This window comes from Xenorhabdus eapokensis (assembly GCF_001908105.1).
On sequence record NZ_MKGQ01000002.1, the window covers coordinates 319,190 to 333,415 of the forward strand.

8 protein-coding genes, 1 tRNA gene and 3 pseudogenes are annotated in these 14,226 nt (G+C 38.5%); 10 read left to right on the forward strand and 2 right to left on the reverse strand.

Going from position 1 to position 14,226, the window contains the following annotated elements; all coding sequences use genetic code 11:
• The 3 genes and pseudogenes from Xedl_RS02955 to Xedl_RS02965 all read left to right on the forward strand — a co-directional run.
• On the forward strand, nt 1–288 hold a 288-nt coding region (locus Xedl_RS02955; RefSeq protein ID WP_143187373.1), incomplete at its 5' end, for a transposase.
• A gap of 12 nt (nt 289–300) precedes the next feature.
• A pseudogene (gene helD, locus Xedl_RS02960) lies at nt 301–2,094 on the forward strand (DNA helicase IV); the annotation flags it as partial.
• Nucleotides 2,095–2,215: 121 nt separating this feature from the next.
• Nucleotides 2,216–2,359 (forward strand): annotated as a pseudogene (locus tag Xedl_RS02965) (CoA-binding protein); the annotation flags it as partial.
• 68 nt (nt 2,360–2,427) lie between these two features.
• Here the strand turns inward: Xedl_RS02965 and hspQ are convergent.
• Nucleotides 2,428–2,745 carry a heat shock protein HspQ gene (gene hspQ / locus Xedl_RS02970; RefSeq protein ID WP_074022593.1) on the reverse strand — a complete coding sequence of 106 codons (318 nt, stop codon included), beginning with the start codon at nt 2,743–2,745 and terminating at the stop codon, nt 2,428–2,430.
• Nucleotides 2,746–2,977: 232 nt separating this feature from the next.
• Between hspQ and yccX the strand changes: the two genes are divergently transcribed.
• Complete coding sequence (gene yccX / locus Xedl_RS02975; RefSeq protein WP_074022557.1) at nt 2,978–3,256, forward strand: acylphosphatase; 279 nt, start codon at nt 2,978–2,980, stop codon at nt 3,254–3,256.
• Nucleotides 3,257–3,271: 15 nt separating this feature from the next.
• On the opposite strand, the gene tusE is transcribed toward yccX, so the two are convergent.
• On the reverse strand, nt 3,272–3,601 hold the full coding sequence (tusE, locus tag Xedl_RS02980; RefSeq protein ID WP_074022558.1) for a sulfurtransferase TusE: 330 nt from the start codon (nt 3,599–3,601) through the stop codon (nt 3,272–3,274).
• 180 nt (nt 3,602–3,781) lie between these two features.
• Between tusE and Xedl_RS02985 the strand changes: the two genes are divergently transcribed.
• The 6 genes and pseudogenes from Xedl_RS02985 to Xedl_RS32940 form a co-directional block, all read left to right on the forward strand.
• Nucleotides 3,782–3,869, forward strand: a tRNA-Ser gene (locus Xedl_RS02985).
• Between the two features lie 193 nt (nt 3,870–4,062).
• On the forward strand, nt 4,063–5,277 hold the full coding sequence (locus Xedl_RS02990; protein ID WP_074022559.1) for a tyrosine-type recombinase/integrase: 1,215 nt from the start codon (nt 4,063–4,065) through the stop codon (nt 5,275–5,277).
• Between the two features lie 100 nt (nt 5,278–5,377).
• Nucleotides 5,378–7,819, forward strand: coding sequence for a toprim domain-containing protein (locus Xedl_RS02995; protein WP_074022560.1), 2,442 nt, complete (start codon nt 5,378–5,380; stop codon nt 7,817–7,819).
• 957 nt (nt 7,820–8,776) lie between these two features.
• Nucleotides 8,777–11,320 (forward strand): ATP-binding protein, encoded by a 2,544-nt coding sequence (locus Xedl_RS03000; protein ID WP_074022561.1) that lies wholly within the window; start codon nt 8,777–8,779, stop codon nt 11,318–11,320.
• Between the two features lie 12 nt (nt 11,321–11,332).
• Nucleotides 11,333–13,174 (forward strand): DUF2357 domain-containing protein, encoded by a 1,842-nt coding sequence (locus Xedl_RS03005; RefSeq protein WP_074022562.1) that lies wholly within the window; start codon nt 11,333–11,335, stop codon nt 13,172–13,174.
• A 120-nt stretch (nt 13,175–13,294) separates the two neighbouring features.
• Nucleotides 13,295–13,425 (forward strand): annotated as a pseudogene (locus tag Xedl_RS32940) (IS982 family transposase); the annotation flags it as partial.
• Nucleotides 13,426–14,226 lie beyond the last annotated feature (801 nt).

The window sequence follows — 14,226 nt, forward strand, 5'->3', positions numbered from 1 at the left end:
AAGTCCCTCAGTTGGGTGAAAAATGTTTTAGCCGATGGCGGTTATACGGGAGAAGTCTTCGCTGAGAACGTGCATCATATACTCGGCGCGACTGTCGAAGTTGCCAAACGTAGTGAATTGCATACTTTCCAGGTGATACCCAAGCGATGGGTTGTCGAACGTTCATTTGGTTGGCTGGAAAAATGTCGACGATTGTGGAAGAACTGTGAGAGATATTTGAATACCAGCCTTCAGTTCGTCAATCTGGCATTTCTCGTCGTGTTGCTGCGTAGAAAAAATACTGAATAGGCTGTAAAAGAATGGCAAAAATGGAGCCTTGACATGAGCGATGTCAGTGCTGATGTTTTGGTGGCTCAAGTAAATGAAATAGTTAAAATCAAACAACAGAATCGTTGGCTGAAAGCTACTGATTTAGCTTCCGTGCAACAACAAATCCAAGAAACATTTCAGGCGTTACCCTTGCCATTACAACGAGTCGCACAATTTGAAAACTGCCGCGACAATTATAAGATTTGTCTGGATTGGTTAGAGGAAGGTGAAAAGATAATCCAAATGCTGAACCAGCAATGGGTGGATCATATGCTGGTGCAATATGAGCAATTTTTCCAGACAATAGAAACGTCGCCACTTGGTCGTTCTCAGTGTCAGGCAGTTATTAATGGTGAACAAAATATTCTGGTATTAGCGGGGGCGGGCAGTGGAAAAACTTCTGTTTTAGTTGCGCGTGCAGGATGGTTATTGTTACGTCAACAAGCACTTCCTGAGCAAATTTTGTTGTTGACTTTCGATTGTCAGGCTGCCGATGAAATAAATAAACGTATTCAGGCTTGTTTGGGAACCCAAAAAATAAAAGCAAAAACATTTCGTACCCTGGCATTGCATATTATTCAACAAGGCAGCAATAAATCACCAAAAATTAGCGAGCTGGAAATTGATGCCCAAAAACGCCGTGATTTTCTCATCCAGGAATGGCAAAAACAGTGTGGAGAAAAAAAAGCACAGGCTAAAGGCTGGCGAGAATGGTTGAATGCAGAATTGGATTGGCAATTGCCGGAAGGTGAATATTGGCATGATACGTTATTGACGACGCGTTTATCGGTTCGTTTAGAACGTTGGCTGGAATTAATACGTATGCATGGTGGCAGCCAAAAAGAGATAATTGAACAGGCTCCCGCTGCTTATATTGATGTATTTCAGAAACGTTTACGGCTTATGACACCTTTGCTGAAAGCCTGGAAAGCGGCATTGAAATCTGAAGGGGCAATCGACTTTTCTGGTTTGATCCATCAGGCGGTGAATGTTTTACAGAAAGGTCGATTTATCAGTCCGTGGAAACATATTCTGGTGGACGAATTTCAAGATATTTCCCCCTTGGGGATCAAATTATTGACGGTATTGAAGGCGCAAAATAAACAAAGTCATCTATTTGCTGTGGGAGATGATTGGCAGGCAATTTATCGCTTTAGTGGTGCTGAATTATCATTAACGGCTGCATTTTCAACCTATTTTGGCAAAGGGGCTGAATGTGCATTGGATATGGCGTATCGCTTTAATAGCCGTATTGGGGAGATTGCCAATCAATTTGTACAACAAAATCCTTATCAATTAAAGAAACCTCTCACTAGCCTGACAAAAGGCAATAAAAAATCGGTTGTGATTTTACCGGAAGAACAGCTAGAGGCATTGCTGAATAAAATGAGTGGTTATGTTACTAAACAAGAAACCATTTTGTTATTGGCTCGTTATCACTATCTCAAACCCGAATTATTGAAAAAAGCGCCCACTCGCTGGCCAAATTTGAAGATTGAATTTATGACAATTCATGCAGCTAAAGGGCAGCAAGCAGATTATGTCATTATATTGGGGTTACAGCAGGGGAAAGAGGGTTTTCCGGCACCAGAGAGGGAATCGGTGATGGAACAAGTTTTATTGCCACAACCGGAAAATTTCCCTGATGCGGAAGAGCGCCGTCTTTTATATGTCGCATTGACGAGAGCAAAAAAGCAGGTTTGGTTAATGCAGGAGCTGAAAAATCCATCGATTTTCATTCATCAACTGGCGCGGTTGGGAGTACCGATTCAGCGTAAGCCGTAATTTTTCCCTGATGACTGTTGACGTTATTTCAACCTCTTGTTGAGATGGTGCTGATATAGGAGGACAAAATGAGTGATCAATATCTAGCGGAGAGCCTGGGAAAAGTAAAAACTATAGTGTTATCGCCATTGGCGCCAAAGTCCTTTGGTTACAAATAGGTGTTATTAATGAAGAAGCAAAATTATTGGCAGAAAATAAAGGATTAGACGTTGTGATGGATCGTTGCCCAAAAATTGAAATTCCGCGGTTGGGGATGGAAAAGTGAAGCAGGTGGCGATTGACTCATGATTCACCACCTTATTGTTATGATTTGGATAACGGTAACAAACGTATTTAATTTCGTAGTCGTGGAGCTTGTAATTGATTGCGGATAGACTCGGCTAACTCATCCAGAGAAGATTGCTCTGGATGTTCATCTGATGTTTCGTAAGTCAATTGGGCTTCTGCCAAATAAGTATGGATAGGTTGACCATCGTCATCTTCCATCACAACGTGATACCACGGCGCTGAACGTAAGGTAGCATTAGTTGCGATATCATTTTCCTGCGGCTGTTCTAAAGAATATTCAGCATCTATATCTACAATAACACCCAAGTAACCCAGCAATCTATGTCGTACTTGCTGGCCGATACCGAATTTACTGGCGATCATCATAGTCACCTCCAAAGAAACCTTGCGATGGCTTTTATATAAGGGCAGTAAGGTAAATTTCAAGCGCCCACCCGGTAACGGTAGCCGGAATTTTGCATAATTTTTGAAACTAAGATGGCATGTGACCGCCATCCCATAATTTCAGGTTAGCTGTTGCGTATATAAAATACAATAACAAAAGTGGGTTTAACGTTTCAAAGTTATTACCATCTTATCTGGGAGGAATATAACGATGACTAAATGCAGCATGACTATTTATGTCTACGGAAGAGTACAGGGAGTTGGATTCCGTTATTACACCTACCATTGGGCCAAGAAAAATAAGCTGGTGGGATATGTCCGTAATATGAATAATGGCAGTGTGAAGATCGTCGCTTGTGGCAATGATGCACAAATCAAAATGTTAATCCATTGGCTAGAGCAGGGTGGGCCTCCGGGGGCCAAAATAGAACATTTTCAATCTCAATTTTGTGAAGCAGAAGAGATGAGTGATTTTAGCATCCGCCATTAGTGACGGATGAATAAATCAAATACATTTGACTGGTTTGGGAAGGCCTGCAATTTTTGTTGCTTGTTTTGCAGGCCCTTTGGGAAATAGGCGATAGAGGTAACGACTATTCCCTTTCTCCTCACCATATTTTTGAGAGGTCGCTTTGACTAACATACGAATAGCAGGTGAAGTATTAAATTCTTCATAGAACTCACGTACAAAACGGATAACTTCCCAATGCTGTTCGGTCAGAGTGATTGCTTCCTGTTCGGCAATGATAGGAGCCATAGCTTCTTGCCAATCACGGTAATTTTTTAGATAACCTTGTGCATCAGTTTCGATCTCACGATCTTCAAATACCAACATAACTTTTTACCATCCAACAATAATGGTTGCAATTTAGCAAAAATCACCACTATCCCCAAGAAAGATCACTAAAATGCTGAATAAATAGGCCAATAGATAGTATTATGAGTAAATTAACAACAGTTGAACAGATGAATACTTTACATTGGGAACTGTGATGTTTATAGTGCTCGACATCGCGGAGGGGTGGCCGAGCGGCTGAAGGCAGCGGTCTTGAAAACCGCCGATGGGAAACCATCCGAGAGTTCGAATCTCTCCTCCTCCGCCATCTACACTTCTAGCAGCATCTCTTAAAGTCTACTTTTTCCAGTAAAATCAACGAAAACTCCCAAATAAAGCGCTATTAACGTCTACTGGCATCTATTGCAATGTACCCCAGTCAGGGGGTATATATAGGGGTAACTTTCTGTACCCCCTAAAAAAATACCCCCGTTACTGTGAGGGGCAAGGATGCTAGAAATATGAAACTAACAGCCCGACAAGTTGAAACAGTAAAACCTCAAGATAAAGATTTTAAGCTATCGGATGGCGGCGGTTTATATCTGCTGGTAAAGGCAACCGGTTCTAAATACTGGCGACTGAAATACCGCATTGCAGGAAAAGAAAAGTTACTCGCTATTGGTACTTTTCCGCTTATCACTCTGGCAGAGGCCAGAAGAAAGCGTGATGAAGCCAAGAAACTAATAGCCGACGGTATTGATCCCAACCAAGATAAAAAACAAAAGAAATTGGCAGCTCAGGGAGAAATCAGTAATACCTTTGAAAGCATTGCGCGTGAATGGTACGAGGGAAGAAAAGACAGGTGGTCTGTTGGTTATCGTGAAGATATGATGGACGCATTCGAAAAAGACGTTTTCCCTTATATTGGTCATCGCCCGATTGCTGAAATAAAACCCCTCGAATTATTAGACCTCCTTTCTATTATGGAAAAGAGAGGCGTCACCGATAAATTAAAGAAAGTCCGCCAACGCTGTGGTGAAGTTTGGACATATGCAATTATTACGGGCAGAGCCGAATATAATCCAGCCCCCGATTTAGCGAGTGCTTTTATCCCTCATCAACGCGAACATTACGCTCACCTTTCAGTAGATGAATTACCTGAATTTCTCCGTTCCATTGATAAATACATGGGAAGTCAGATAGTCAGAACGGCTTTGCGAATGCTGATATTAACGGGTGTTCGTCCGGGAGAACTTCGCAAAGCTGAATGGTCAGAAATTGATTTAGATAAAGCTGTTTGGACAATCCCAGCCGAAAAAATGAAAATGCGGCGTACTCATGTCGTGCCATTATCAGAGCAAGTTATCGATTTATTGAAGCAGATTCAGCCTATCAGCGGCAGTTATCAGTATGTTTTTCCAAGCCGGACAGACTACAGAAAGCATATATCTGATATGGCAATCAATACCATGATCCGCCGTATGGGATATTCAGGACGAGCAACAGGCCACGGGTTCCGACACACAATGAGTACCATCCTGCATGATCAAGACTTCAACACGGCATGGGTTGAAAAACAGCTTGCGCACGTCGATAAAAACAGCATTCGAGGCACGTACAACCACGCTCAATATCTGGATGGTCGCCGGGAAATGCTGCAATGGTATGCGGATTATATGGAAATGCTGGAACGAGGCGAAAATGTGTTGATCGGAAAATTTGGCAAAAGGGCATAAAGATAGAGATTTTTTAAGGAAAGTAACATAAAAAGCAACGCCTCAGTGTGCTGTAACACATCTGAGGCGTCTAACCAAACCGTTAAACGAGGTAACGATGATGGCTGATACACAGTCTAACCAAACTCACCCCAAATTTACATCTTCAGATAAAACAGACGAACAAAAACCGCTCGAATTTATCCAAACCGTGAAAAAATCCGCCATGCATCACTGGGAAAATCTGCTGTCTGCCTGTGGTATTGATATTCCGGCAAAGGGTAAACATGGCGCTTGCCCTGTCTGCGGTGGTAATGACCGTTTCCACTTTATCGACGATCACCATCATGGCAACTGGCATTGCCGCCAGTGTGACGCTCCGAACTATGGTGATGGACTGGATTTAGTAGCAAAAACTAACCGGATCTCGATTTTTGAGGCTGCAAAAGTTGTTGCGGATGCGCTGGCATTGCCTTTGCCAGAACCCAAACCAACTAACACACCAAATCATAGCGCTAAACCAATCGCAGAACGCATCACGGCACTGGTTGCCACTGCTGTTACGGGTGAATCTCAATATCTGATGAAAAAGGGATTGCAATACTCCAATCAGCGATTGTTAAAAGACGGTTCTTTATTGCTGGCGACTCAGACACTGGATGGCACAATCACGGGCGCACAGACCATCAAGCCGAACGGTGAAAAACACCTTGTTGCAGGTACACAGAAAAAAGGCAGCTTTATCTCGATCACTGAGATTACCGGAACGCCGGACACAATCATCATTACCGAAGGTTACGCTACAGCTTTAACTGTCAGTCAACTACATAAAGGCGTGGTACTGGCAGCGATTGATGAAAGTAACCTATTGATTGTTGCCGAGCAGGTTAGAGCGCAGTATCCAAATTCCAGAATCATCATTGCCGCCGATAACGACTGGCACGAACCGGAAGAACGAGACAAAAACGGCATGCTGAAAAAGAATATCGGCAAGGTTGCAGCAGAGAAGACCGCCAAAACGATTAACGGATGGGTAACGCTACCGCCTACGGAATCAAAAGCTGATTGGGATGATTATCGCCAGCAACACGGTGTGGAAATAGCACAACAAGCCTTTGCTCAGGGGCTTTATCAACCGACATCAACCAAGAAAAAAGAAGCCATTCAGCTTAATAATGATGCCGAGCCTGCAAAATTGACACTATGTCAGATGGGAGCCAGCCAACGCGGAGAAGTATTGCTGGCACGTTATAACGGTGATCTGGCACTGGATGGTGCTTCGGAAACCGTTCATCACTATGACAGTATTATCTGGCGTCCGGTCAGTGACCGTGATCTAAGACGGGAAATGGTCGCCGCCTTTATGGAAGAAAAATTACCGTATTCACCGCATGGTATTAGTTCAGCCGTAGATGCCCTGAAATTACAGCTTCCCATGATGCAGCCTCCAGAACGTCACTTAATCGGGTTTAGTAATGGCGTATTTGACCTGAAAGCTTGTCAGTTTCGGCCTCACCGCAAAAATGATTGGCTGCTTCTTGCCAATGACGTTGAATTCAATACCCCTGTTTCGAGGGAAACTCTGCAAGATCACGCACCACAATTCTGGCGCTGGCTCAATCAAGCAACTGCCAACTGTGAAAGCAAAGCATATAGAGTATTAGCGGCTCTGTTTATGGTGCTGGCGAACCGTTATGACTGGCAACTTTTTCTGGAAGTCACCGGAGCTGGAGGCAGTGGCAAAAGTATCTTTGCTGAAATTTGTTCCATGCTGGCAGGTAAAGGTAATACCGTTTCCGCAAGTATGGCAGCACTGGAAAACCCACGGGAACGGGCGCTGATTGTCGGCTATTCGTTGATCATCCTGCCAGACCAAACTCGCTATGTGGGTGATGGTTCAGGCATCAAGGCGATTACTGGCGGCGATGAAGTTGCTATTGATCCAAAGCATAAACAACCTTATTCAACCCGCATTCCTGCGGTAGTGCTGGCAGTAAATAATAATGCCATGAGTTTCAGTGATCGCAGTGGTGGTGTGTCGCGGCGTCGGGTTATTTTTAACTTTTCCGAAGTCGTACCGGAAAATGAACGTGATCCACTCCTGCGGGATAAAATTGCGGCTGAATTGCCCGTAATTATCCGGCATCTGTTACATCGGTTCACTGATCCACAAGCCGCAAGGCGTTTACTGGCAGAGCAGCAGAAATCTGCGGAAGCGCTGGATATCAAACGCGGCACAGATCCACTGGTCGATTTTTGCGGTTATCTTATTGCTTCCCATGAAACTGACGGTTTGTTAATTGGCAATGCGGAAATTATGCCGTTCAATCCTCGTAAATACCTCTATCACGCCTATCTTGCTTATATGAAAGGCAATAACCTGAATAAACCTGTTTCCGTGACTCGTTTCGGCATGGATATGCCCGGCGCACTGGCAGAGTACAGCCAGCAATATTTACGCAAGAAAAGCAAACAGGGTATTCGCAGCAATCTGAGCCTGAATCTTGATACCGCTATCGAATGGATGCCAAAACTGACAAGGAATAGCCAGCCAGAAGAATAATTTTTTTCTGATTATAGGTATTTTTCAAAGAAATATAAAAAAGTATTCACCACTGTTCACCCTATAATTTAAACCAAACATATCAACGTATTATAGGGTGAATAGTTATTTTAAAACTGTTCACAACTATTCATCACTGTTCACCTTTTTCTGGTTGGAGGTGAACGGTTGGGTGAAGAGTAGTGAAGAGTTTAATTTAAACTCATCACCATTTAACAATTTGAATTTAAATAAAATTATTCAAAGGTGAACAGGGTGAATAGTTTTATCCCTAATTCTTTAATAGGGAGGGGGTAGGGAAAATGTTTTCTTTGGCTGGTGATCTTTCAGCTCTCCGAGTTACCGGGTTAATGCATTAGCCCGGTAACTCGGAGAAGACAAGCGTAGCGCGTCAGTGTGGGGTTGAACTACTATGTAGAAATCATTGGAAATTACCTTTAGCCTGATTCTGGATAAAAACGCGCTAGTTGTACCAATGTGATTACCAAATAAGACCCTAGCTGGCACTATTGGTGATCTAAATGAAACCTAACCAGATAGGACTTTGTGCCAGCTATAATCATTCATACCCTGCGAGTTACACTGAGCGAAGATTACTGGGGGTTGATCACTATCGATAGTAAGAGGGATTCTTTGAGCCTCCTTATTATCAGTTAATTTTTTATATCTTTTTACAGCTTAGGTAAAGTTAAGAGTGTCCGTTTTGGTGGGGGCAAATACATTTACAAAATTGGGGTAACTTAATATTATTACAAGAGTTTTTGCACAGTAAGAGAGTGAGCGTTTTTTAAACTTAATTTGTATGCAATGTAATCCAATTTCAAGCAATAAATGAACAGCTTGGTTTTGTTTATATGTTGACTGGTTCTTCATTTAATCAGATTGTTTAAAATTTATCCTTTTACGCTCTCGCCCTGAATTTCTGCAAAATATTATTAAATCATAACGGAGGTATTAATGGATAACCGGTTACTTGTTATAAAAGATGAAAATCATTCAGCAAATCCAGATATGGGGTTAGTAATTCCATTATCACATTATAATCTAGATGGAAGTTTGGAGGATATTCAATCCAGTGAGTTTCCAAATGGTGCTATTTTTGTCTCTAAAAATTTTATGAGTATTAATCAGTCTTTTAAAAGTGATGAAATATTCATCATTAATGAATATTTTGAAAGTGACGATGATGATTGGAAAAGAAATCCAAGATTACAAAAACACTATACTTTAGGGAATAAGAGTGAGCGTTTAGAGAGGCATTTGTTTATCCCTATTTTGAATATTGATCTTCCAGACATTGCAACAGGGTTTATAGACTATCCATTTGACTTACCAAATAATTATTTTTTTATTGGAGATAAGGAAAATATTTATGGCCCATTTAAGGCAACTAAGCAGGATGATAGTTGGTTGCTTTCACCTTTAACAACGCCATCACCCTTGCAGCTTAATACTGATTACATTGCTAAAATTCCGCTTTCAGAACTGAAGAAATATAATCGATTGGTTACAATTAAAGTAAAAGGTTCTGAAAAGTCCTTTTTAAGAAACTTGAAGGATATTTCAGCAATTTCTTTTGAGCAGATTGATTATATATCTGACGTGAGACTTATCTCATATTTTACTAAAAATAATTTTGGTAAAGGGAAAAGTTATCTTTTAGGAAAAAGTGAAGCTCAGAGGCTTTCACAAGGCATTGAAGAATATGTTAAAAAAAATAAGGCATTAAGTAATAATGAGAGGCTCGAACGCCTTAAAAATCTATTATCTGATTTTTTAGATAAAAGTGACTATGGTCATGATATTATAAGCGAATATTTAACAGATAATAGAGAAGGTAGTATTTATCTAAATAATTATTTTGAAAAAAATAGAGATCTATTATTAAAAGAAAAAAATGCAGAATTAGAAAAAAATTTTATTAATAAAAAAAATGAACTTAATACTGAAATTAAAGAGATAGAAAAGCTGGTTTTTTCAAAAAAAGAAGAACTGGCACATGTGAATCAGAGGGTTGAGTTTGAAAAGAAAAAAGCAAAAGAAAGAATTGAGGAAATTAAAAAACAGTCAGATGAAGATGCGCACCAAGCTCTTCTTGAAAAGCAAAAGGAATTGACTGAAGAAAATTTAAAATTAGAAAAGAGTATCAATGAGCATAAGAAAACTATTGATACATTTTTATCTTCGCATGAAAGCATAAAAGAGTTTAATTCTTTAAATAAAGAGTTAGATTATTTAAAGCGTCGTAAGCAAGAAATGGAAACTGAAAACCGTGTGATTGAAAATGCTTTTATAACTCAAAAGGCAATGTTGGAATCACCTCAGTTACCAGATAAATTAGCAGAAATAAGCACGCTAACTACAATTTTACGTGGCGATAAGAAAAAAAATGATATAGCCCCTATTATTATTAATGACATTCAAAAATCGAATATTTCATTTGAGAAAGATAATAGAAGTGATTATATTAATTATCTTATTCAATGTTTTGATACTGATGGTGGAAGAACATTCTCATTTGATGAAATGGCAAATTTGGTGATATGTACATCACAATCACTTATGACTATTTTAGCTGGCCCTCCTGGAACAGGTAAAACATCTACTGCTATACGTTTGGCAAAACACTTAAAATTAACAGATGATGACTTCAGATTTAATGGAACTAATTTTTTAAATATTGCAGTAGGAAGAGCTTGGGTATCCGGGCGAGATATTTTAGGCTTTTATAATTCTCTCAAGGACACTTACCAGCCAGCTAGAACTGGATTATATGAGTTTCTAAAAAATGAGAAAAATAATGATTTTTTAAAACTTATTCTTTTAGATGAAGCTAACTTATCCAGTATAGAACATTATTGGTCAGATTTCTTGGGTATGTGTGATCCTGAGGGGATAAATAGAATGATCGATACAGGTATTCCTAATAACAATGAACGCCATGTTAATATAGGTAAAAATATACGGTTTATTGCAACTATAAATAATGACTCTACAACAGAGAGGCTATCTCCTAGATTAATTGATAGGGTACCTGTGATAACGATGGATCATAATTTGAATTTTAGTGGGATACCATCACAATTTAACAATTATGATGGAGCTGTGGATTTTTCAAAATTAGATGAATGCTTCAATATTTCATCTGTAGATGCTTCTTTTACACAAGAGGAGCAAAATGTTTTAAATAATATTATTGAAACACTTGCTGTACCACTTAAAAGAACTACTTCAATAAGAGTAAGTCAGCGAAAAATTAATGCAATGAAACGTTATTGCCATATCGCAAATGAAATTGAAGAAATGCGTACACCTCCTTTAGATTATGCGGTTAGCCAGCATGTTTTACCATTAATTGAAGGATATGGAAGTGCTTTTAAAGATAGATTAGTTGATTTAGAACAGAAGCTAAGTGAGTATGATTTTACTATTTCTAAAACTGCTTTAAATAATATAATAAATCATGGTGATATTTTTGGTGATTCTTATTCATTTTTCTAAGTGGTGATGGCTATGTTGGAGTTTCAAATTTTAAATGGATCTCGGAAAGGGAGCACTATAGTGCTCCATTCGAGGGATCATGCACAGCATGCTATGCCTTATCTACTTGAAGACGAAGCAGTTATTATTAATTTTAAAAGCAATATTGATTACTCACAAGTATCTTTACTTTTGCATGAAAATGAAGTTGAGTTCACTCAGTGTGAGTATGATTCAAAAAGTAATGCATGGATCTACTCTTGGATACCTAAAAGATTAGGAGGACGAATTTATGAAAGTTTTTTCCATAATTATTTTGGTGTTGCAGAACTGTATCTTATTTTATCAACTGGTGAGCAGCCGGAATATATTGAGTTAGAAAATCTTGATGTTTTGGCAAAAAAGATTAACGCAGAGCGTGTTGAACAAATGTTATCATTTTTGTCTAAGCATAATAATGAGGCGTTATGTGCATTTTTTAGAGTGCCCCGCCGTAATGCTGGCTACAAAGATGGTGACACCCCAGCCGATATTTTTCTAGAGTGGATCGAGCAGAATACTAATATACTGCTTAAACTTATTGATGATATTCTTGCAGAACCTGTTAAAAAATTAATATCAACTTATAAACTAATTACCCCAACATTAAGTTCTAATATAGATGATCGAACGTTAGGATGGTTATGTGATAATGTTGAAGAGCTTTTTGAAACTGAAGATGAAGCAGGAGCAATTATTAATTTTAATGGTGATTATTTTGGTAGCAAAAAAATTAGGGAAAATGTACTTGTCAATGATACTGATATTTATGAGAATCAAGTAATACATGGATTTGTCCATACTTTAAAAATGTCAGTTTCAAGTTTACTTGCAGGATATGATTCTGACTCAATTACTAAAGAAAGTCGCACTGAGACTAATGGTTACATTAGTTTTTTTAGTCAACTTAAAAAGTTCCAGAGACAAATAAACCAGAGGAAAATAATAAAATGTAATGATATTCTATTTTTATTAAATAGAATACAAAACAAAATACAAAAAGTAATACCAGTGAAAAGAAGAATTGTTGGTCTTCCATCATTAACAATGAAAGTTAAATATAATCGTGCTTATCTTTCTCTTTTTAATAAAATAATCAGTTGGTATAGATTTGGTAGCCCTGACTGGAGCAAACAAGAGGAACTTCTATCTATCAAAAGCATTCCTAAATTATTTGAATATTACTGTTTGTTTTATCTAAAAGAACAATTAGATAACAATTTAAAAATGCAACCGATATTAGAAAGTGAAGATGGAAAATTAGATTTTTCTTATCAAGTTAGAGAAGCTGAGATTTCATTGCAATATGAACCTAAATATTGGATGTCTAAAAATAAAAATTCTGAGGCAGCTGATTTAGTTAATACTGAGGGATGGACATTATATAATGATTCATTGCGCATAAGAAATCATCATAAAATATTTTCCTATCGTTCTCCTGATTTTGTTTTTAGAGTAAGAAAAGGAAACTGCATATTCCATTATATTTTAGATGCAAAATATACTACTCCTAAAAAAGCATTTTCACATTATTTGCCAGAATTAACATTGAAATATGTTCATGGATTACATTCAAGAGATGGCGAAAGTACTTTATTAGGTTTGACATTAATTATTCCACATGAAGAATCGAAAGTTAACCATTTTCACGGGGATGACTTTAATATAATTTCATCTAAACCGGTAATTCCTGCATTGAATATTGCTTTAGTGACGCCGGGAAATGAATTTTCAGGGAACGATGATTTTGAAATAGTTGTAGATAAGATTTTGAGTTTGATGTTAAAAAATGAGAATGGGGCTGAAAACAGAAATCAATATTTAAGGTTGACTTAGATTTAAATTGCGTTTTAATGAATTTTTTAATAAAAACGCCCACTGTTTTAAATAAGGGCGTTTAGTTGTCTAAATTTTATTTAGATAGTTTGGGGACTTGGATTCACATATTAAGTGCAACACCGTAATTTTAAAGTTTTTTACTTGGAGTACTTTGGAGATATCACAATCATAATTTCTTCACCTTGCTCAGCTATACTCGTTTCATCAGTATCGTCTCTTCCGTTTTAGTGCCACTGTGTAGTTATCTGAATCCTTATCTAAAATTCAAGCTAAAAATAGATTGTCGATATAACTCAACTAGTTGCACCAACACACAATGGGGCTTAAATGAGTTAAAGTAAACTGTCAAAATTAGTCATTTTATGAAATTATCTTTGACAGATTAAATTCTAATTAATCCATAACATAAGTTGTTGACCCTACTCACCACAGCCGCTAATATTCCACTTACACTAATGATCCATCGCCTGTCAGGATCGCCTTCGGGTGGCGAAACAAAACTCTCGTAGCCTGAAAGAGAGAGCAATAATTGCGGTACATCTGCCCACCTTTGGAAGCAGATATTGTCAAGACACCTAAACCCTCGTCTGGCAATGAAGGTCTTTTAAACTAATAGATAATCCAAAAGGATATCTTTATCTGGTTACCTAAGTGTATTGAACGTGGATTTATACACTGGCGTTTCAAATCAACATAAATTCTATTTATCCTCAATGATCAAAGGGATAGCTTTTGCGCATCCGTTCATACTTTTTTCTATTCCTGTTTGAATTATTCAACAGACAATTTTTCTACAGCTAATCCATTAACATGACTATCGTTTGACATTTAACCTTACGGTGTTTTGCTATGTCTGATGGCACTTCAACGCTTGCACAACCTTTGCTGATTGTTTGCGGAACTTAAGGCGTCACTTTTGGCAGGTTTACCGCTGAAAGTGACGCCGCAGCCAAAGAACAATGCAACCCTGACAGGCTCATGGCTGCTTAACCCCGCAGTGAATCTGACACTGCATTTTATAGATTGAAAAAGGAGAAATTGACGATATC

Coding starts and splice junctions, on each gene's coding strand:
- hspQ (WP_074022593.1), bottom strand. CDS start 2,745: ATGATCGCCAGTAAATTCGGTATCGGCCAGCAAGTACGACATAGATTG.
- yccX (WP_074022557.1), top strand. CDS start 2,978: ATGACTAAATGCAGCATGACTATTTATGTCTACGGAAGAGTACAGGGA.
- tusE (WP_074022558.1), bottom strand. CDS start 3,601: ATGTTGGTATTTGAAGATCGTGAGATCGAAACTGATGCACAAGGTTAT.
- Xedl_RS02990 (WP_074022559.1), top strand. CDS start 4,063: ATGAAACTAACAGCCCGACAAGTTGAAACAGTAAAACCTCAAGATAAA.
- Xedl_RS02995 (WP_074022560.1), top strand. CDS start 5,378: ATGGCTGATACACAGTCTAACCAAACTCACCCCAAATTTACATCTTCA.
- Xedl_RS03000 (WP_074022561.1), top strand. CDS start 8,777: ATGGATAACCGGTTACTTGTTATAAAAGATGAAAATCATTCAGCAAAT.
- Xedl_RS03005 (WP_074022562.1), top strand. CDS start 11,333: ATGTTGGAGTTTCAAATTTTAAATGGATCTCGGAAAGGGAGCACTATA.